Annotated in this window: 19 protein-coding genes; 15 read left to right on the top strand and 4 right to left on the bottom strand. The window is 67.1% G+C overall.

Features of this window, described 5'->3' with window-relative positions; all coding sequences use genetic code 11:
* Positions 1-74 precede the first annotated feature (74 nt).
* From K2Y03_RS05535 to K2Y03_RS05580, 10 genes are read left to right on the top strand one after another with little or no spacing between them, the layout of a single operon-like run.
* Positions 75-671 (top strand): XrtA/PEP-CTERM system exopolysaccharide export protein, encoded by a 597-nt coding sequence (locus K2Y03_RS05535; protein WP_294089193.1) that lies wholly within the window; start codon positions 75-77, stop codon positions 669-671.
* Positions 672-686: 15 nt separating this feature from the next.
* Entirely contained in the window at positions 687-2,198 is a 1,512-nt protein-coding gene (locus K2Y03_RS05540) for an XrtA system polysaccharide chain length determinant (protein WP_294088952.1), read from the top strand.
* The gene (locus K2Y03_RS05545; protein WP_294088953.1) at positions 2,195-3,109 is read left to right on the top strand and encodes a CpsD/CapB family tyrosine-protein kinase; all 915 of its coding nucleotides are present in this window, start codon (positions 2,195-2,197) and stop codon (positions 3,107-3,109) included. The genes K2Y03_RS05540 and K2Y03_RS05545 overlap by 4 nt, the downstream gene beginning before the upstream one ends.
* Positions 3,109-4,707 carry a hypothetical protein gene (locus K2Y03_RS05550; protein ID WP_294088955.1) on the top strand — a complete coding sequence of 533 codons (1,599 nt, stop codon included), beginning with the start codon at positions 3,109-3,111 and terminating at the stop codon, positions 4,705-4,707. The genes K2Y03_RS05545 and K2Y03_RS05550 overlap by 1 nt, the downstream gene beginning before the upstream one ends.
* A 31-nt stretch (positions 4,708-4,738) precedes the next feature.
* Entirely contained in the window at positions 4,739-6,016 is a 1,278-nt protein-coding gene (locus K2Y03_RS05555) for an AAA family ATPase (RefSeq protein WP_294088957.1), read from the top strand.
* A gap of 5 nt (positions 6,017-6,021) precedes the next feature.
* Positions 6,022-6,858, top strand: a complete 837-nt coding sequence (locus K2Y03_RS05560; protein ID WP_294088959.1) for an XrtA system polysaccharide deacetylase — start codon at positions 6,022-6,024, stop codon at positions 6,856-6,858.
* Positions 6,855-7,925, top strand: a complete 1,071-nt coding sequence (locus K2Y03_RS05565) for a FemAB family XrtA/PEP-CTERM system-associated protein (RefSeq protein ID WP_294088960.1) — start codon at positions 6,855-6,857, stop codon at positions 7,923-7,925. The genes K2Y03_RS05560 and K2Y03_RS05565 overlap by 4 nt, the downstream gene beginning before the upstream one ends.
* Complete coding sequence (locus K2Y03_RS05570; protein WP_294088961.1) at positions 7,925-9,121, top strand: TIGR03087 family PEP-CTERM/XrtA system glycosyltransferase; 1,197 nt, start codon at positions 7,925-7,927, stop codon at positions 9,119-9,121. The genes K2Y03_RS05565 and K2Y03_RS05570 overlap by 1 nt, the downstream gene beginning before the upstream one ends.
* The gene (xrtA, locus tag K2Y03_RS05575) at positions 9,118-10,638 is read left to right on the top strand and encodes an exosortase A (RefSeq protein WP_294088962.1); all 1,521 of its coding nucleotides are present in this window, start codon (positions 9,118-9,120) and stop codon (positions 10,636-10,638) included. The genes K2Y03_RS05570 and xrtA overlap by 4 nt, the downstream gene beginning before the upstream one ends.
* Entirely contained in the window at positions 10,638-12,530 is a 1,893-nt protein-coding gene (locus K2Y03_RS05580) for an XrtA/PEP-CTERM system amidotransferase (RefSeq protein ID WP_294088963.1), read from the top strand. The genes xrtA and K2Y03_RS05580 overlap by 1 nt, the downstream gene beginning before the upstream one ends.
* Here the strand turns inward: K2Y03_RS05580 and K2Y03_RS05585 are convergent.
* The 3 genes from K2Y03_RS05585 to K2Y03_RS05595 form a co-directional block, all read right to left on the bottom strand.
* Positions 12,519-12,977, bottom strand: a complete 459-nt coding sequence (locus K2Y03_RS05585; protein WP_294088965.1) for an MAPEG family protein — start codon at positions 12,975-12,977, stop codon at positions 12,519-12,521. The two genes, K2Y03_RS05580 and K2Y03_RS05585, sit on opposite strands and share 12 nt — an antisense overlap.
* Before the next feature lie 77 nt (positions 12,978-13,054).
* Positions 13,055-14,119, bottom strand: a complete 1,065-nt coding sequence (locus K2Y03_RS05590) for a deoxyhypusine synthase (RefSeq protein WP_294088967.1) — start codon at positions 14,117-14,119, stop codon at positions 13,055-13,057.
* Positions 14,120-14,192: 73 nt separating this feature from the next.
* On the bottom strand, positions 14,193-15,419 hold the full coding sequence (locus K2Y03_RS05595; protein ID WP_294088968.1) for a type III PLP-dependent enzyme: 1,227 nt from the start codon (positions 15,417-15,419) through the stop codon (positions 14,193-14,195).
* 142 nt (positions 15,420-15,561) lie between these two features.
* Between K2Y03_RS05595 and K2Y03_RS05600 the strand changes: the two genes are divergently transcribed.
* Both K2Y03_RS05600 and K2Y03_RS05605 read left to right on the top strand, forming a co-directional pair.
* Positions 15,562-16,524 (top strand): threonine/serine dehydratase, encoded by a 963-nt coding sequence (locus tag K2Y03_RS05600; RefSeq protein ID WP_294088969.1) that lies wholly within the window; start codon positions 15,562-15,564, stop codon positions 16,522-16,524.
* 3 nt (positions 16,525-16,527) lie between these two features.
* Positions 16,528-16,707, top strand: coding sequence for a hypothetical protein (locus K2Y03_RS05605; protein WP_294088972.1), 180 nt, complete (start codon positions 16,528-16,530; stop codon positions 16,705-16,707).
* Between the two features lie 51 nt (positions 16,708-16,758).
* Here the strand turns inward: K2Y03_RS05605 and K2Y03_RS05610 are convergent, their stop codons facing one another.
* Entirely contained in the window at positions 16,759-17,415 is a 657-nt protein-coding gene (locus K2Y03_RS05610) for an alpha/beta hydrolase (RefSeq protein ID WP_294088974.1), read from the bottom strand.
* A 92-nt stretch (positions 17,416-17,507) separates the two neighbouring features.
* On the opposite strand from K2Y03_RS05610, the gene K2Y03_RS05615 reads away from it, so the two are divergent.
* Genes K2Y03_RS05615 through K2Y03_RS05625 form a run of 3 tightly spaced genes read left to right on the top strand, consistent with a single transcriptional unit; the run spans position 17,508 to position 19,956 of the window.
* Positions 17,508-18,551 (top strand): aminotransferase class V-fold PLP-dependent enzyme, encoded by a 1,044-nt coding sequence (locus K2Y03_RS05615; RefSeq protein ID WP_294088976.1) that lies wholly within the window; start codon positions 17,508-17,510, stop codon positions 18,549-18,551.
* Positions 18,548-19,624: a cysteine desulfurase family protein gene (locus tag K2Y03_RS05620; protein WP_294088979.1), complete on the top strand. Its 1,077-nt coding sequence runs from the start codon at positions 18,548-18,550 to the stop codon at positions 19,622-19,624. The genes K2Y03_RS05615 and K2Y03_RS05620 overlap by 4 nt, the downstream gene beginning before the upstream one ends.
* The gene (locus K2Y03_RS05625; RefSeq protein ID WP_294088980.1) at positions 19,621-19,956 is read left to right on the top strand and encodes a 2Fe-2S iron-sulfur cluster-binding protein; all 336 of its coding nucleotides are present in this window, start codon (positions 19,621-19,623) and stop codon (positions 19,954-19,956) included. Before K2Y03_RS05620 ends, K2Y03_RS05625 begins: the two co-directional genes overlap by 4 nt.
* Positions 19,957-19,985: the final 29 nt, after the last annotated feature.

Consider the following 19,985-nt stretch of genomic DNA (forward strand, 5'->3'; position numbering starts at 1 on the left):
CGCATTCGCACGCCGCGCCGCGGGAGGTCGATATGCGGTTGCGCCAGTTTTCAACGGTGTTTGCCGGGCCGGCAATGGCCCTGCTGCTCAGCTCTTGCGTCGGTGGTTCGCGGACCGAGTTGCCACCGGCAAGCTATGTGGCGACGCAGGAACAGGCGGGCGAGGAATATGTCATCGGCCCGCTCGACCAGCTCAACATCTTCGTCTGGCGCAACCCCGAACTCTCGGCAAAGGTGCAGGTGCGCCCCGATGGCCGCATCACCACGCCGCTGGTGAACGACATGCCCGCCGTCGGCAAGACGCCGGCAATGCTGGCCGACGACATGAAGCTGGCGCTGGGCGAATACATCAAGGACCCGATCGTCTCGGTCATCGTCGAGAATTTCTCGGGCACGTTCAGCCAGCAGGTGCGCATTGTCGGCGCGACCGAAAAGCCGGCCGCCATTCCTTACCGCGCAAATATGACGCTGCTCGACGCAATGATCGCGGTGGGTGGCCTTGGCCAATATGCCGCCGGTAACCGGGCGCGGCTGATCCGCTATGATCGCGCGACCGGCCGCCAGCGCGAATATGGCCTGCGCCTGTCCAGCCTGCTGAAGAACGGCGACTCGAGCGCCAACGTCAAGCTGCAGCCCGGGGATGTCATCATCATTCCCGAAAGCATGTTCTGATCGGGGGGCGGGCAGTTGAACGGCCTTTATGACGAACTGCGACTGGCGATCCACAGCATCTGGGCGCGACGCTGGGTGGTGCTGGCGGTCGCGTGGGCCGTTTGCCTGATCGGGTGGTTCTTGGTTGCACAAATCCCCGCCACCTATGTCGCCAAAGCGCGCGTCTCGGTTCAGATCCAGTCGATCCTGCCGGGCAAGATCGGCATCACCCCCGATGAACAAGCCAAGGGGATCGACCGCGTCCGCCAGACGCTGACATCGGCGGTCAACCTGACCAAGGTGGTCCGCGGTACCGATCTTGCCAATACCGTCGCCAATGAGCGCGATGTGCAGGACCGTGTTACCGCGCTGCAGGCGGCGATCAAGGTGGTCGCCCAGCAGGACAATCTGTTCGAAATCTCGGCCACCTCCTCCAGCCCGAAGCTGGCAAAGCAGATCGTGCAGAAGACGATCGACATCTTCATCGAGGAAAACCTTCAGGGCGACCGCGACGAAACGAACACCACGCTGCAGTTTCTGGAGGGGCAGCTCGCCGCCCGCCAGAAGCAGCTGCAGGATTCGGAGGCGAAGCGCGCCGAGTTCCAGAACCGCTATATGGGCTCGCTGCCCGGCACCGGCTCGCTGAACGACCGGATCAGCGCCGCGCGCACCCAGCTGTCGCAGGTGGAAACCGATCTTGCTGCCGCCCAGTCGGGCCTTGCCATCCTGAACGGTCAGCTCGCCAGCACATCGGCCACGACCGGCGGCAGCGGCGGTGGTACGGCCGGGCCGGCGCGCGCGCGCGTCGTGGCGATCCAGGGCCAGATTGCCGAAGCCCGTGCCCGCGGCTGGACCGACGCGCATCCCGACGTGCGGGCGCTGAATGCCCAGCTTGCGCTGGCGATGGCGGCGGCGCGCAACGAACCGCTTTCCGCTGGCGCGGCCGCGCAGTCCAACCCGCTCTATGCCGGACTGAAGGCGGGGCAGGCCGAAAAAGCGGCGCAGGTTGCCGCACTCGTCGCGCGCAAGACGCAGATTCAGAACGACCTGAACCAGCTTCAGGCGAAGCTGACCGGCGATCCCGCCGTAGCCGCAGAACAGGCCCAGCTCGAACGCGACTATGCGGTGCTTAAGGATCAGTATGACAAGCTGCTTGCCGATCGCGAGGAGATCAAGCTGCGCGGCCAGGTGCAGAATCAGAGCGGCGCGATCCGCTTCGAGGTGGTCGATCCGCCCAGCGCGCCGCGCACACCCAGCGCACCCAACCGGCCGATGTTGCTGAGCGGTGTGTTGCTGGCCGGCATCGTGGCGGGTGTTGGCGCTGCCTTCGCGCTCGGCCAGCTGCGCACAACCTTTGCCACTGCCCAGCGGCTGGAACGGGTCACGGGCATGCCGGTGATCGGCTCAGTCGGCGCGGTCATCGATCAGGCTACCGTGAAGCTGAAGCGCCAGCGGCTGCTCTATTTCGCGGGCGGCATGGCAGGGCTGGTCTGTGCCTATGTCGCGCTGATCGGGGTTGAATTTCTGCAGCGGGGGATGGCGGCATGAATAAGCCACTGCGCCAGGGGTCGCTGCTGGAACGCGCAGCAACCGTGTATGATTTCAATGCCGCCTTCCGGGGTCGCCCAGGGGAGTGGCAGGACGAGACGCCAGCAGCGATGCCCGCTGTCGAGCCGGCCCCGCAGGTGGCAGCTCCGGTGCGCAGCTTTGCCGCCGCGCCCGCGCGCACCACCCTGTCGCTGGATCGCGCGCTGCTCGCTGAGCAGGGGCTGCTGGTGCCTGGTGCCGCAGTGTCGGCGCTGGCCGAGGAGTTTCGCCTGATCAAGCGCCAGCTTTTGCTCAATGCGCGCCAGGTAGCGCCGGTGCTGGGCGACCGCGCGCGCACGGTATTGGTCTGCTCGGCCAATCCGGGTGATGGCAAGACACAGTGCGCCATTAACCTGGCGCTCTCGCTCGCGGCCGAGCGCGACACGCAGGTGCTTCTCGTGGATGGCGATTTCGGCAAGCCCGACGTGATGAAACGGCTGGGCCACGCCGAAGGGCCGGGCCTGCTCGATGCGCTCGCCGATCCGGCGCTGCCTGTCGAGGACCTCATCGTCGCGACCGACGTGCCGCAACTCAGCCTGCTGCGCGCCGGCACGCGCACCAATCAGGACACCGAATTGCTGGCGAGCGGTGAAACGGCGCGCGTGCTGGATGCGATGCTGGCCGCCGATCCGCGCCGCCTCATCCTGTTCGATTCGCCCCCGGCGCTGGCCGCGTCGCCAGCGGCCACGCTGGCCCAGCGTGTTGGCCAGGTGCTGCTGGTCGTGCGCGCCGACAAGACCACCGACAGCGACCTGCGTGAGGCGGTGGGGCTGCTCGACGGCTGCGAGACGATCAGCCTGGTGCTGAACGCCGTCACCTTCAACCCCGGCGGGCGCCGGTTCGGCAGCTATTACGAAGTGGAGGACGTCTGATGCGTGCCGCCTTGTTCTTCACCACCATGGTCGTGGTGGCAGCGCCTGCTGCCGCGCAGAACCGGGACCGCCAGATCACGCCCTATATCGAACTGGGCCAGGTGCTGACGGCCGATCTCAATTCGGGCGACACGCTCACCTATACCACGGTGGCCGCCGGCATCGACGCGCAGGTGCAGACGCAGCGGGTGCAGGTGCAGGCGAGCTATCGCTATGAGCGCCGCATTCCCTATGACAATCGCCTGGTCGATCTGGACGTGCACAACGCGCTTGCCCGGGCGTCGGTGCAGGTCGCCAAGCCGCTGACGCTGGAAGCGGGCGCACTAGCCACCCGCACCCGTGCCGATATTCGCGGGCAGGCGCCGGCGTTGCTGGCCGGCAATGTCAGCAACATCAGCCAGCTGTTTGCCATCTATACCGGCGCCACCGCCACCACCAACCTGGGTCCGGTGGGCATCACCGGTCTCTACCGTTACGGCTATACCAAGGTGGAAGCGCCCGACATCCGGACCAATCTGCCCAACCAGCCGGTGCTCGATCTGTTCGATGACTCGCACTCTCATCTGGCGCAGGCAAACGTCAACGTACCGCCGGCGACGCTCATTCCGGTGATCGGCGTCAACCTGTCGGGCGGCTGGGCACGCGACGATGCGCGCCAGCTGGCGCAGCGCTATGACGGCAAATATGGCCGGTTCGACGTGCTGTGGCCGGTCACGCGCACGCTCGCGCTCACTGCTGGCGTTGGCTACGAAAACATCCAGATCAGCCAGCGTGATGCACTGCGCGACGCGGTCGGCCAGCCCATCCTGGACGGCAGCGGCCGTTTCCAGACCGACCCGAACAGCGCGCGCCGCATCGCCTATAACTTCGACGGCATTTATTATGATGCCGGCGTCATCTGGCGGCCGAGCCCGCGCACCCAGCTGGAAGTGCATGCCGGCGAACGCTATGGCACGTTCAGCGCGGTCGGCAGTTTCAGCTGGCAGGCGAACAAGAATGTCGCGGTTCGGGTGACGGGCTATGACGGCATCCAGACCTTTGGCCGCCAGTTGCAGGGCGCGCTGGTCAATACGCCCGCACAGTTCACCACGCCCGCCAACCCGTTTGGACAGGATTTCAACGGGTGCGTCTTTGGCGGGGCAGGGGGTGCGGCCGGCAACTGCCTGAACGGCGCGCTGCAATCGGCAACGGCGGCGGCGTTCCGCTCACGCGGCGTTGATGCGGTCGTCTCTTACAATCGCGGTCGGTGGCAATTCGGTGTCGGCGCCGGCTATGCCAACCGCCAGTTCGTCGCCCCCAATGGCGGTACGGGCTTCACCCTGTCCGGCGTCGAGGACGAGAGCGTTTACCTGCAGGCCTATGTCCAGCGTCAGCTCGACTCGAACACCACGGTCGACGCCAGTGTCTTCGCCAATTACTTCAAGAGCGGCATCGTCAATGCCCCCGGTGTATATGGCTTTGGCGCGACGGGTTCGATCCAGCGGCGCTTCGGCCGACTGGGCGTGGTGGGCGCACTGGGTATCTTCAACACCGGGCAGAACGGGCTGGGTTCTGCAACGGTTCTGCAGGCGCTGATCGGCGCCCGCTACAATTTCTGACACGCCGGGCCACCGGCGAAGGACGGGTGTGATGTATGATGACCATTATGGATTGAGCGGTCGGCCGTTCCAGCTGACCCCCGATCCACGCTTCTGGTTCGAATCGGCCACGCACCGCAAGGCGATGGCCTATCTCGGCTATGGCCTGAGCCAGGGCGAAGGGTTCATCGTGGTGACCGGTGACATCGGCGCCGGCAAGACGACACTCGTCGGCCATCTGATGGCGACCATCGACCGGGAACGGCTGCACGCGATCAAGATCGTGTCGACCCAGATCGAAGCGGACGATCTGCTGCGCATGGTCGCGGTGGGGCTGGAGATTGACCCTGCAGGCATGGTCAAGGCACAGCTGCTCGACAAGATCGAGCGCGCGCTGCATGCGGTGGCGCGCAGCGGCCGCCGGACCTTGCTGATTGTGGACGAGGCGCAGGCACTGCCGGTCAATTCGCTTGAAGAATTGCGGATGCTCTCGAACTTTCAGGCTGGCGGCCACGCCATCCTGCAGATTTTCCTGCTCGGCCAGCCCGAATTCCGCGAGCGGCTCTATGGTTCGGAACGGCTGGAGCAGCTGCGCCAGCGCGTGATTGCGACGCACCATCTGGACCCGATGGGCCGCGACGAGATCGAACCCTATATGCGCCACCGTCTGGGCGTGGTGGGGTGGACCGGTCGGCCCGCGTTCACGCCAGACGCGTTCGATGCGCTCTATGCCGGGTCTGACGGTGTGCCGCGCCGGCTGAACCAGCTGGCGGGCCGGGTGATGCTCTATGGCGCGATCGAGCAACTCGATACGATCGACGGTGCCGCTGTGGCGACGGTGATTGCTGACATGAGTGGTGACGCGCCGATCGCACCACCGGCTGCGCCGGTCGCGTCGGTCGATCCAGCGATGGAGGCGGAACAGGCGCCGGTCGAAATGACCGCTGAACCGGAACCCGACAATGTTCCAGAGGCCGTGACACCTGATGCTGAGGTCGCACCCGAGCCGACTTTGCTGGCCATCCAGCCGGCGCCGGTGGTCGCGCCGCTGCCACTGGGCCGTCTCCATCTGGCACCGGCCGCGCCGATGCCCGTTGCCGACATCGCAGACACAATGGATGCCGAACCGTTCCCCCATGCGGCGCGGGCATCCGATACCCCGAGCATGGGCGAGCCGGCCGATGAAGGCGCGCTCATTGCCCGCATTGCTGACCTGGAATCGCGTGTCGAAGAACAGGAAGCCGCGCTGCGCCGTGTCCTCACTCTGCTCATCGACTGGATCGAAAGCGACCGCCGCCATCCCGACATCGCCAATCTCCAAGCCCGGTAAGCGCCATGCACAACGCGATGTCCGTGGATGTGGAAGACTGGTTCCAGGTCGGCGCCTTTGAAAAGGTGATCGACCGGGGGGACTGGGAGTCGCTGCCATCGCGGGTCGAGAACAATACCGACGCGGTAATCGATCTGTTCGGCGCGGCGGGCGTGAAGGCGACCTTCTTCACACTGGGCTGGGTGGCGGAGCGCCACCCCGCGCTGATGCGGCGCATTGCCGACGCCGGCCATGAAATCGCCAGCCACGGCTATGACCATAAGCGCGTGTTCACGATGACGCCGGACGAGTTCCGCGCGGATCTGCGCCGCACCCGCAGCCTGTTGGAGGATGCCAGCGGGCAGAAGGTGACCGGTTACCGCGCGCCGAGCTTCTCTATCGATCAGCGCACGCCCTGGGCACACCCCATTCTGGCCGAGGAAGGCTATGTCTATTCCTCCAGCGTGGCACCGGTTGTGCATGACCATTATGGATGGCCCGAAGCCTCGCGCTTTGCTTTCCGGCCGCTGAGCGACAGTGCCCTGATCGAATTGCCCGTGACGGTGACCGAGATTGTTGGACGGCGCATGGTGACGGGTGGCGGGTTTTTCCGTCTGCTGCCGGGGGCGCTTTCGGCGCATGCGGTGCGCACGGTCAACGCGCAGGAACGGCCCGCCGTGTTCTACTTCCACCCTTGGGAAATCGACCCCGGCCAACCCCGCGTGCGCAATGCCCCGTTCAAATCGCAGTTCCGCCAGTATAGCCGCCTTGGTGCAATGGCCGACAAGCTATCCACCCTGCTCAAGGCGCACCGGTGGACCCGTACCGATCAGGTGGTGGCCACGCTGGGAGAGCGCGCGTGACCATGCCCTTGCTCGCGCGGCCGCTGGGCCTGCGCGCGGCCGATCTGCGCGATCCGGCCGAATGCGCGCGGCTGGATGATTATGCGCGCGCGCACCCGCTTGGCACGCCATTCCACCTGAGCGGCTGGGGCAGGGCGGTTGCCGCCGGGTGCCGCCAACGTGCGCATTGCCTGGTCGCCGAACGTGCTGATGGCTCGCTCGCCGGCCTGCTGCCACTGACCGAAATCCGTTCGTTCCTGTTCGGGCGGGCGCTGGTGTCGAGCGGGTTCGGGGTCGGCGGGGGCATATTGGCTGAGAATGAGGCCGCGGCCACCGCGCTTGCGCAGGCCGGCTGGGCGCTCGCAGAGCGGCTCGGCTGCCCGACCATGGAGCTGCGCGGAGGCGCAGCACCAGGGCAGGGGTGGACGCTGGACGACGAGACCTATCTCGGCTTCGTGCGGCCGCTGGCGGCGAGCGACGACGCGGAATTGGCCGCCATCCCGCGCAAGCACCGGGCCGAGGTACGCAAAGGCCTTGCCGGTGAACTGGAGGTGGCGAGCGGTGGGCGCGACCTGCTCGCCACGCATTACCCGGTTTACGCCGAGTCTGTCCGCAACCTGGGCACGCCGGTGTTTCCTCGAGCGCTTTTCGGCGAAGTGATGCAGGCTTTCGGTGCAGATTGTGATATCGTTGCGGTGTCGCATCAAGGTGCTGTCGTGGCCGCTGTGCTCAACCTCTACATGAACGGCACCGTCTATCCCTATTGGGGCGGCGGGACGCAGGCCGCACGCGGCCTTCGCGCGAACGAACGCCTCTACTTTGCGCTGATGTGCCATGCCCGGCAGCGCGGATGCACGCGCTTCGATTTCGGCCGGTCAAAAGCGGGAACGGGGCCGGCGGCCTACAAGAAGAACTGGGGCTTCGAGCCCCGGCCGCTTGCCTATTACAAGCGAACGGCCGACGGCATGCCCGCGCGCGACGTCAACCCGCTGTCGCCGCGATATCAAGCGCGCATCGCGGCGTGGAAAAAGATGCCGCGCTGGGCGGCCATGCTGGTGGGGCCGGTCATCGCGCGCGGGCTGGGGTGATGGGTGACATCCTCTTTCTGGCGCACCGCATTCCCTTTCCGCCCGACCGGGGCGACAAGATCCGCAGCTTCAACCTGCTGAAATTTCTGGCCGCCCGGAAGCGCGTTCACCTGATCGCCTTTGCCGACGAGGCGCGCGACCTGACGCGCAAGCAGAATCTCGCGCCCTATACCGCCAGCCGGGAAATCTTCTGGCGGGGCAAACCGCGCTGGCTGGCCGCGCTGCAGGCCCTGCTGTGGCGCAAACCCGTCTCGCTGACCGCGTTTCACAGCGCGCCGCTGGCGCAGGCGGTGCAGGAAACGCTGCTGAGGCGGCGGATCGACACGATCTTCGTCTTTTCCAGCCAGATGGCGCAATATCTGCCCGCCGGCCATCACGCCCGCGTGATCATGGACTTTGTCGACATGGATTCGGCGAAGTTCGAAGCCTATGCCACGCGCAGCAAGGGGCCGTCGGCGCTGATGATGCGGCGGGAGGCCGGCCTGCTGTTCCAGTTCGAACGACAGATCGCCCGTCAGGCCGATGCCAGTCTGTTCGTCAGCGCAGCCGAAGCCCAACTGTTCGCCGACCGGAGCGGCTGTGACCGCATTCACGTCGTCGAGAACGGCATCGATACCGGCTTTTTCGACCCCGGCGCCAGCTTCAAGCGGATCGACACCCGCGATCCCCTGATCGCCTTTACCGGCCAGATGGATTATCGGCCCAATATTGAAGCCGTTACCTGGTTTGCCGAGGCCATCTTGCCGCATATCCGCCTGCGCCACCCTAGCGCCAGATTTGCCATCGTCGGCCGTGCGCCGACCGATGCCGTCAAGGCACTCGCCGAATCCGGGGCTGTAATGGTGACGGGCGAGGTGCCCGATGTGCGCCCCTGGTTGGCGGCGGCAAATGTGATTGTGGCGCCGCTGAAACTGGCGCGCGGCGTACAGAACAAGGTACTGGAGGCGATGGCCATGGCCCGCCCGGTCGTCGCGTCGACGGCGGCAGCGGAAGGTATCGACCACGCCGGCACCATCCGCGTGGCAGGGGACGTCGGCGGCTTTGCCGATCAGGTCTGTGCCGTGCTCGCCGATGCCGATTCAGCGCAGGCGCTGGGCCGTTCGGCGCGCCAGCAGGTGATCAGCCGTTACAGCTGGGAAGCGCGTCTGGCCGCGCTGGACCCGATCCTGGCGGCAACACCAAGGGCAATGGCATGACGATCGCGCTCGATCCCGCCGCCTTTGTCGCTCCCGGAACGGCGTGGCGCCGGCATGGCCTCGTGCTGGCCGTCACCGCCACGCTGATCGCCGCCCTGTTCGCTGCCGATAGCGCGGACCTGGCGCGGCTGTGGTGGACCAGCACTACCTTTGGTCATTGCCTGTTCATCGGGCCGGTCATCTTCTGGCTGGTGTGGCTGCGGCGGCGCGAATTGGCGGAGCTGGCACCTGTCGGCTGGGCGCCGGGGCTGGCTCTGGTCATGGCCGGCGCGCTGGGCTGGCTGATGGGCGCGGCGGCAGAGGTCGCACTGGCCCGGCATCTGGGGCTGGTGATGATGATGCAGGGCGCCGTGGTCACCATCCTTGGCCCCCAGGTGGCGCGCGCGCTGCTGTTCCCGATTGCCTATGCCTTTTTCCTGGTTCCCTTCGGGGAGGGGCTGGAAGCGCCGCTGCAGCAGATCACTGTTGCGCAGGTGATGCCGCTGCTCAATCTGGCCGGGGTGCCGGCGCATGTCGATGGCGTGCTCATCACGATCCCGAACGGCTATTTCGAAGTGGCGGAGGCGTGTTCGGGCGCCAAGTTCGTGATCGCGATGCTCGCTTATGGCGTGCTGGTCGCCAATGTGTGCTTCGTCAGCTGGCCGCGACGCGCCGCGTTCATGGCCATGGCGCTGGTCGTGCCGGTGCTGGCGAATGGCGTGCGGGCGTTCGGCACCATCTATGCCGCGCATCTTACCTCGGTGGAGGCGGCGACCGGCTATGACCATATCGTCTATGGCTGGGTGTTTTTCGGGCTGGTGATGGCGGCCGTGCTCGCGCTTGGCTGGCACTGGTTCGATCGCGATCCCGATGCGGCCTGGGTGAGCCCGGCCGTGATGGCGGCGGCACCCAAAGCCTATCGCGTCACGCCATTGCTGGCGGCCGCGCTGGTGCTGCTGGTGGCGAGCGTGGCGCCTGCCTGGGCCGCGGTGATCGCCGGGCGCGAAACGCCATTGCCTGCACGGATCGAACTGCCCGATGTTCCCGGCTGGCACCGCGCACCGATGAGCACGGCAGCCCCCTGGAGCCCCAATTATCCGGAAGCCGACCATTTCCTGATCGGCCGGTATCAGGATGAGGCAGGGCATGTCGCCGATCTCGCGATTGCCGCCTATGGTCGCCAGCGCAAAGGGGCGGAGATCGTGGGGTTCGGCATCGGGGTGCTGCGCGAGGAGGACCGCTGGGTGCGGGTTGAGGATCAACCGGCCATCGCCGGGGGCAGCGCGATGCGGATCACCGCGCCCGGCCCGGTCGAGCGCGTCGTCGCCACCTGGTATCGCGTGGACGGCGTGCTGACGGCCAGCCCGGTGCGGGTGAAACTGGCCACGCTGAGGGCGCGGCTGCTGGGCGGCAATCAGGCGGCGGTTGCACTTCATGTTTCGGCGGAAGGGCCGCGCGCCCGCGAGGCAATCGCGCGCTTCGTCGTCGCGCTCGGGCCGCTCGACCGGCTTGCCGACCGCACCACCGGGCAGCGCTGATGTGCGGCATCGCGGGGATTTTCCACCCCGACACTCCCAAGCCCGTTGATCCAGCTCGCGTTCGCGCGATGGCGGACGCGCAGGCGCATCGCGGGCCGGACGGATCAGGCGTGTGGACCGCGCCCGGCGTGGGTCTCAGCCATCGCCGGCTGTCGATCATCGATCTGGGCGGCGGCGCTCAGCCCATGGCCAGCGCCGATGGCAGCCTGCACATCGTCTTCAACGGCGAAATCTACAATTTTCTGGAACTGCGCGCCGAGCTTGAGGCGAAGGGCGCGCGCTTTGCCACCAACAGCGACACCGAGGTGCTGCTGCACGGCTGGCTGGCCTGGGGCAGGGCGCTGCTCGACCGGCTGAACGGCATGTTCGCCTTCGCGCTGCACGACGCGCGCACCCAGTCACTGCTGCTGGCGCGGGACCGGATGGGCGTGAAGCCGCTTCATTATGCCGCGCTCAGCGATGGCTCGATTGCCTTCGCGTCGGAACTGAAAGGGCTGCTCGCGCACCCGCTGTTGCGGCGCGTGCCCGATCTGCGCGCGGTCGAGGATTATCTGGCGTTCGGCTATGTGCCCGATGACGCGTGCCTCGTGGCCGGCGTGCAGAAGCTGCCCGCCGGGCATTTCATGCTGATCGAGCGTGGCAAGCCGGTGCCGCGCCCGGTGCAGTGGTGGGACCTGGATTTCAGCCGGCGCACCAGCGCGAAGGGCGATGCGCTGGAGGAAGAGCTGATCGCGCTGATGCGTGATGCGGTGCGCAGCCGGATGCTGGCCGATGTGCCGCTGGGCGCCTTCCTGTCCGGCGGCGTGGATAGTTCGGCGGTGGTCGCGCTGATGGCCGAGGCGTCGCGCAGCGCGGTCAAGACCTGCACGATCGGCTTCGACGCCGCCGACCATGACGAGCGCAGCCATGCCGCGCGGATCGCCGAGCGCTTTGCCACCGATCACCGGGAGCGGATGGTCGATGCCGATGATTTCGCGCTGATCGACACGCTGGCGGCAGCATTCGATGAACCCTTTGCCGATGCATCGGCGCTGGCGACCTATCAGGTCTGCGCGCTGGCCCGTGAGCAGGTGACCGTGGCGCTGTCGGGGGACGGCGCCGACGAGGCGTTTGCCGGCTATCGCCGCTATCGCTTTCAGGCGGCCGAGGAACGCGTGCGCGGCCTGCTGCCCGGCAGCCTGCGCGGCAGGCTGTTCGGCACGCTGGGCGCGGTCTACCCCAAGGCGGACTGGGCGCCCCGCCCGCTGCGCGCCAAGGCGACCCTTCTTGGCCTCGCACAGGATGGCGCGATGGCCTATGCCCGCGCGGTGGGGGTAACGCCCCCCGAAGCGCGCGACCGGTTGTTCAGTACAGAGGCGCGCCGCGCGCTGGGCGGCTATCGCGGCGAAGAGCGTTACGTGAACACTATGAAAAGCGCGCCCGCCCGCGAACCGCTGGACGCGGCGCAATATGCCGACTTCAAGCATTGGCTGCCCGGCGACATTATGACCAAGATCGACCGCACCAGCATGGCGGTAAGCCTGGAAGCACGCGAGCCGCTGCTCGATTATCGGCTGGTGGAATTCGCCGCGCGGCTGCCCGTTTCGGTGCGGATCAGGCAGGGGCAGGGCAAATGGGTGATGAAGAAGGCGCTGGAGCGCTATCTGCCCAGTGACATTCTCTATCGCCCCAAAATGGGGTTCGTCACGCCGATCGGCCCCTGGTTTCGTGGACCCCTCGCCGATCAGGCGGCGGCGCTCGCCCGCTCGACCGTGCTCGGCGGCACCGGCTGGTTCGACCCGACCGCGATCGAGCGCATCGCCGCCGACCACCGCGCCGGCCGCGCCGAGCATAGCCGCACGCTTTGGCAGCTGCTGATGCTCGAAAAAAGCATGAAGCGGCTATTTGAGTAGCGGGTGGATGTTGAGCATCCCCATTGCGGCGTGAAGCGTGAGCGCGAACAGGCACAGGCTGGCCAGCACGAACACCGAGAAGCGCACCAGCACGCGGTTGAAGCCGATCTGAACGATGCTGTGCACCACGCGTAGCGCCACATAGGCCCAGGCCAGCTGCAGGTTGAAACCGCCGCCCATGCCGGCGAGCGCCAGCACGATGCAGATGGCATAGAACGCGGTCGGCTGTTCGTGCAGATGATTGTAATTATCCGCGACCCAGGAAGCCCTGGTCTCGCCCCCTGCGACGAGATCCGCGCGCAACGACGGCCCCGTCGATCCGACGATCTTGGTGCCGTCGATGCCGGCCCGCGCCATGGCGGGCAGGCGCGTTGCGTACATCCAGATCCAGACGATCAGCGTCCAGCCGACAAGCGCCACCACCGGCGCCAGAATGGGACTGTGCATGTCTTTCCCCCGTTATCTGGGGGCAGCATGGCGGCGCCGCGCGGCGGATGCAACCAGCGCGGTGCCGCCCCGTGCGATCAGGCGAAGATCGACGCCCAGCGCCGCTTGGGCCGGTCCTTCCATGCGCCGCGATGATAGGCGTCGCTCGCGAGGAGCGGCATCACGCTGCCGGCTTCTGCGAAGACCATCTGCTCGATCGCGGTCGACACCTTGCCCCAGCTCGCCGCTTCCTGCAGCGTGGAGGAGGAGCAGGCACCGTCGCGCACGTCCGCCACGGTGATCTGCACCGCGTACTTGTGCACCGCAACATCCTCATGCCCCAGAATTTCGGCGCAGACGACCGTGTCCTGGATGAAGTTCTTCGGCACCCCGCCGCCGATCATCAGCAGGCCCGATTCGCCCGCCTTGATCTTGATGTCGGTCAGTTCGCGGAAATCGGCGACCGCGTCGATCATCAGATAGGGCTTGCTCTCCTTCATGCGGTCGACCTGATGCTTGACGAGGCCGAACCCGGCCGAGCTGTCGACGAAGGCCGGGCAGAAGATCGGCACGTCATGCTCATAGGCGAGCTTGACGAGGCTGTTCTCTTTCTTGCCATGCTCGCTGAGGTAGCGGCCCATTTCGCGGATGAAGGCGCGGCTGGAGTAGGCGCGCGGTTCCAGTTCGTTGGCGATCTTGTTGATGGTGAAGTCGCAGTCCTGCAGCTGCTCTTCATCGATGTAAGTGTCATAGATGCGGTCGATGTAGAGCGAGCGCAGCGTGTCGTCGTCGGGCACTTCCAGCGCCTGGTAATGCTTGTGGCCAAGCCCTTCGAAGAAATCCATGTCGACGATGGTCGCGCCCGTTGCCACCACCGCATCGACCATGTTCGAGCGCACCAGCTCGGCATAAAGGTCCATGCAGCCCCCGGCCGAAGTGGAGCCGGCGATGACCAGGAAGATGGTGCAATCGGGGTCGGCCAGCATCTGGTTGTAGATGCCGGTCGCGCGCGCCAGATCGCGGCTGGTGAAGCTCATCTTGCCCATCGCATCGACGATCGGCCGCGCGTCGAACTTGGTGATGTCGATATGCTCGACCGTGGTTGACAGCAGTTCGGCCTTGCGCGTGTCGTTGATGGCGGGGCGGGTGAGGGTGTCGGACATTGCAAACTCCAAATGCCCCCGCCGCCCGAAGGCGGCAGAGGTTATCTCCATAAAACCAAATGGCGAAGCGGCGTTACAGTTTGACGACGCTCGCTGGCACCGACCGCGCCGGTGCCACCGTGTCGGCATAGAGCGACGTCATCGGCTCGTCGCCGACGGCCACGGTTTCGGCAACGCCGAAGCCGTTGAAGCCGGTGCGCATCGCCGCACCATAGGCGCCGAGCATGCCGATTTCGATATAGTCGCCCGCCTGCACATCCGCCGGCAGCAGGAACGGACCCGCCATGTGATCGAGATCGTCACAGGTCGGCCCATAGAAGCTGAACGGCATGTCGCGCGCGTCCGACTCCGGCTCGCGCAGCAACGCGACCGGGAAGCGCCAGCCGATATGCGCGGCATCGAACAACGCGCCATAGGCACCGTCGTTGATGTAAAGCTCGCTGCCGCGACGCCGCTCAACCCGCACGATCAGCGAGCTGTATTCGGCGCACAGCGCCCGGCCCGGTTCCGCCCAGAGTTCGGCCGAATAGCTGACCGGCAGGCTTTCGAACGCGCGGTGGATCGTCTCGAAATAACGTTCCAGCGGCGGCGGCTCCATGCCCGGATAGCGCGACGGGAAGCCGCCGCCCACATCGACCACGTCGACGGTGACTGCCGCCTCGACAATAGCCTGGCGCACGCGTTCCATCGCATTGGCATAGGCTTCGGGCGTCATTGCCTGGCTGCCGACATGGAAGCAGATGCCGAGCGCATCGGCCGCCTGGCGCGCAGCGAACAGCAATTCCCGGGCCTCGCCCGGCGCAACGCCGAACTTGGAGGCAAGGCTGAGCTTCGAATGCTCCGACGACACGCGCAGCCGGACACACAGCGTCAGGTCCGCCGCGTTGCCGGTGGCGCGCATGATCTTCGCCAGCTCTTCCATGCTGTCGAGCGAGAATACGCGGACGCCATGCTCGTGATAGGCTTCGGCAATCGCCTCCTCGGCCTTTACCGGGTGCATGAAGCACAGCGTCGCCTGGGGCAGGGTGTGCGCCACCAGCCGCACTTCGCCGATCGAGGCGACGTCGTAATGGGTGATGCCGCTGTCCCACAAAATGCGGAGCAGATCGGGCGACGGGTTGGCCTTTACGGCATACATCGACCGGCCCGGAAACTTCTCAACGAAGTAACGGGCGGCACGCGCCGCCGCATGCGGGCGGACCAGTGTGACCGGCTGAACCGGCTGCGATGCAATTGCGATTCCGGCAGCGGAATCGAACGGGGCGACAGCTAGCCCCAGCGCGCTATGATGCTTGTGCAACTCAAGGGACCTCCAATTGCCTTGCGGCATAGTTCAACGAAAAGCTGCCTTGCGGTTGGAAGTCCCATGGGGCAGCGGACGAGCGAAATAGGGGGGTAGTGCCTGTGTGTAAACACCCAATTTCCGGCACGGAGAAAAATTTATGACATTTCAGCGACAGCCGACCCGCGCCGGCGTGCGCGATGCCGCGGCAAAGGTGGCCGCCATGGTGCCGCCGACGCCGCTTTTCACCCACCGGATCAATGGGGTGGAGGTGGCGTTCAAGGCCGAATCGCTGCAGCCGATGGGGGCGTTCAAGCTACGCGGGGCGTGGCACCGGCTGACCGCGATCGACGTTGAAGCGCGGCCGCGCGGCGTGGTTGCCTTTTCATCGGGCAATCATGCGCAGGGTGTGGCCTGGGCCGCGAAACGGCTGGGAATGCCGGCGGTGATCGTGATGCCGACCGACGCGCCTGCCGTGAAGCGCGAATCGACCCTGGCGCTGGGTGCCGAGATCGTGAGCTATGACCGGCAGACCGAAAGCCGCGAGAAGATCGCGGCCGCGCTCGCCGCAGCGCGGGGCGCGGTGCTGGTGCCGAGCTTCGACGATCCCTGGATCATCGAGGGGCAGGGAAGTGCCGGGATCGAGGCGGCACAGCAGATGGCAGCACTCGGGCTCGATGCGCCGAGCCATGTCGTGAGCCCATGCGGTGGCGGCGGGCTGGCGGCGGGCCTGGCGCTGGCACTGCCCGAGGCGCAGGTGACGGTGGTCGAACCGGAAGGGTGGGACGATATGCGCCGCTCGCTGGAGGCGGGGTGGATCGAGCCGGTGGGCGACAATCCGCCACCCACCGCCTGTGATTCGCTGCAGACGTTGCGTGTCTCGCCGTTGACGTTCGAGGTACTGGCGCGGCGCGGCGCGACCGGGATCGCGGTGAGCGAGGCGGAAATTGCCGCCGCGCAGCGCTGGGCGGCGGGCAGGCTGCGGCTGGTGGTGGAGCCCGGCGGCGCGGTGGCGCTGGCCGCGCTGCTGGCCGGCAAGCTGGCGCCGGCGCCGGGGATGCTGGTGCTGCTGTCAGGCGGCAATGTCGATCTGGCGGGCTATGCCGCCGCACTGGCGGGCTGAGCCATGGTGCCACTGTCGCCGCTGGCCCAGACACTGATGTCGATCGTCATGCTCGCCGCCTTGCTCTGCCTGGCCGGCGGCGCGTGGCGGCTGTGGCATGGTGGCGACCGGCGCAAGGGCGCGTTGCTGATCATCCTGGCGCTGGTGATGGTCGGCAACGTGCTTATGTGGAGCGTCTCGTAGACACGAGGGACATGTTTTCCAACATGTCCGCCGCCACCCCGTGATCGGGCGTCACTTGATCGGGCAGGCCGGGTCCAGCCGGAAGTCGAGATAGCGGTCCACGCTCGCCATCAGGTCGCCCATTTCGTCCTGGAAGAAGTGGTTGGCGCGCGGAATCACGTCGTGATGCACGGTGATGTGCTTTTGCGTGCGCAGCTTTTCGACCAGCTTCTGCACCGCTGTCGGCGTGACCACTTCATCGGCATCGCCCTGAATGATGATGCCGGACGAGGGGCAGGGGGCAAGGAAGGTGAAGTCATACATGTTCGCCGGCGGCGCGACCGAGATGAACCCCCGGATTTCCGGCCGGCGCATCAGCAGCTGCATGCCGATCCAAGCGCCGAAGCTGACCCCTGCGATCCAGGTGGTGGACGCCTCCGGGTGGATGCTCTGCACCCAGTCGAGCGCGCTCGCCGCGTCGGACAGTTCGCCAATGCCGTTGTCGAACGTGCCCTGGCTCTTGCCGACCCCGCGAAAGTTGAAGCGCAGCGTGGCAAAGCCGCGCCGCTGGAACGTCTTGTACAGTTCCTGCACGATGCGGTTGTTCATCGTGCCGCCCGAGGCGGGATGCGGGTGCAGGATCATGGCGACCGGCGCGCGCGGGCGCGGCGGCGGAGCAAAACGGCCTTCAAGTCGGCCATCGGGGCCGGGAAAAATGACTTCGGGCATAGCAACCTATCGAATGACGGGAACGCTGGTGGCGCGTTGGACAGGCAACGCTATATAGGCCACGCGGCACGACTGGCAAATTTTTGGGAAGAATGACCCGTATCTATCTGGATTATGCCGCAACCACGCCGATGCGGCCGGAGGCGATTGACGCCATGGCGGCAGGCATGGCGCGCTGGGCCAACCCCTCTTCCCCCCATGCCGAGGGTCGCGCGGCGCGGGCAGCGCTGGAGGAGGCACGCGCGCGGATCAAGGCCGCGCTGGGCTGGACCGGCGAGCTGATCTTCACCAGCGGCGCGAGCGAGGCGCTGTGGATCGCGCTCAACCGGGCGAAGGTCGAGCGGCGAGTCGTGAGCGCCGTGGAGCATGACGCGGTTTTTCGCGCGGCTGCGGGGGCCGAGGTGGTGCCGATTGCCGGCGGCGCGGTGGACGGGGAGGCGCTGGCATCGCTGCTGTCCGGCCCGGGCCGCGCGGTAGTCGCCGTGCAGCACGTCAATTCGGAGACGGGGACGATCCAGCCGGTCAGCGCGCTGGCCGCGCAGGTGCGCGCGGCAGGCGGCATAGTGGTGAGCGACTGTGCGCAGTCCGCCGGCAAGCTGGCGCTGCCCGATGCCGATCTGCTGGTGGTCTCCGCGCACAAGCTGGGTGGGCCGCCGGGGATCGGCGCGCTGCTGGTGCGCGATTTCGGCCTGCTCGAGCCGGTGGGCGGGCATGAGTTCGGCTATCGGATGGGCACGGAGAATCTGCCGGCAATTCTGGGCTTCGCGGCCGCAGCGGAACATGCCGGGCCGGAACGGTGGCCGGTTTCTGCCGACGCGCTCGCCGGCTTCCGGGCCGCGCTGGGTGAGGCGGGAACGCTGATCGCCCCCGCCGGGCAGGCGGCCCACATTCTGGCCATCGCCATGCCCGGCAAATCGGCCGCCGCGCAGCTGATCCGCTTCGACGCGATGGGCTTTGCGGTGTCGGCGGGCAGCGCCTGTTCGTCGGGCACGCTCAAGCGCAGCCGCGCGCTTGAAGCATTTGGCATCGACGAGGATAGCGCTGCTCGCACCATCCGCGTGAGCTTCGGCTGGAACACGACACCCGCCGAGATCGCCGCTTTCCGCGACGCCTGGCTGACGGTGGCGGGCGCATGATCTATCTTGACTATCAGGCGACCACCCCGCTTGCGCCCGAGGCGCTCGACGCGATGCTGCCCTGGCTGCGCGATCACCCCGCCAACCCCCATTCGGCGCATGCCCCCGGCCGCGCCGCCAAGGCGGCGGTCGAAGTCGCACGCGCCCAGCTTCTGAAGCTGCTCCCCGGCGGCGGCACGCTGGCCTTCACCAGCGGCGCGACCGAGGCGCTGAACTGGGCAATCAAGGGCAGCACCGGCCCGATCGTGACGATTGCCACCGAACATGCCGCCGTGCTCGATAGCGTGGCGGCAGAGGCGGCGCGGGGGCGGGCGGTGACGGTGCTGCCCGTCGGCGCGGACGGCCTGGTCGATCTGGCGGCGGCGCGCGCGGCCATCGTGCCGGGCACCGGGCTGGTCGCGGCGATGCTGGTCAACAACGAAATCGGCGTCATCCAGCCGATTGCCGCGCTTGCCGATCTCGCCCATGCCGCCGGCGCGCGGATGCTGGTCGATGCGGTGCAGGGCTATGGCCGGGTCGCCATCCCTGAAGGGGCCGACATGGTCGCACTCTCCGCGCACAAGATTCACGGGCCAAAGGGAGTGGGGGCCTTGTGGTTCCGGGGCGATCCGCCCGCGCCGCTGATGAACGGCGGCGCGCAGGAGCCGGGGCGTTCGGGCACGCTGTCTCCCGCACTGTGCGCCGGCTTTGGCGCGGCGGCACGGCTGATGGCGGAACGCGGCGCGGCCGATGCGGCGCATGTCGAGCGGCTGTTCGCGCTCGCCCGCGCGCGGCTGGGCGCGGAATGGGCGCTGAACGGCGCGGCCGGCGCGCGCTATCACGGCAATCTAAACCTGCGGCGTGACGGGCTGGACGTTGCCCGGTTGATGAGCGACCTGCGCGACATTGCCTTTTCCGCCGGTTCCGCCTGTGCCAGCGGCTCGGGCCGGCCCAGCCATGTGTTGCGCGCGCTGGGCTTGAGCGATGCGCAGGCAAAGGCCAGTATCCGCCTGGGCTTTGGCCGCTACACGCGCGAGGAGGAGTTGATGGAAGCGCTTGACCGCATCGCCGCCGCCGCCGGGGCGCAGGCATGACGATCACGGTCAATTTCGTGGGCGCCGACGGCACGCGCCGCACGGCACAGGCGCAGGAGGGCGACCGGCTGCTCGACGTGGCGCAGGCACTGGGCGAACCGCTGGAGGGCACGTGTGAGGGGCAGATGGCCTGTTCCACCTGCCATGTCATTGTGGACGCGGCCGATTTTGTCCGCCTGCCGCCGGCGCGCGAGGAGGAGGAGGACATGCTCGACCTTGCGCTGGGGGCCACGCGCACCAGCCGGCTTGCCTGCCAGATCTGGCTGACGGCAGCACTTGACGGGCTGACCGTGCGCATCCCGCGCGAGGCGCGCAACATGCAGGGGCGCTGAGGGTCGCGGCTCGCCCGGTAACTTGATCG

The organism is Sphingomonas sp. (assembly GCF_019746015.1).
GTDB lineage: Bacteria > Pseudomonadota > Alphaproteobacteria > Sphingomonadales > Sphingomonadaceae > Sphingomonas.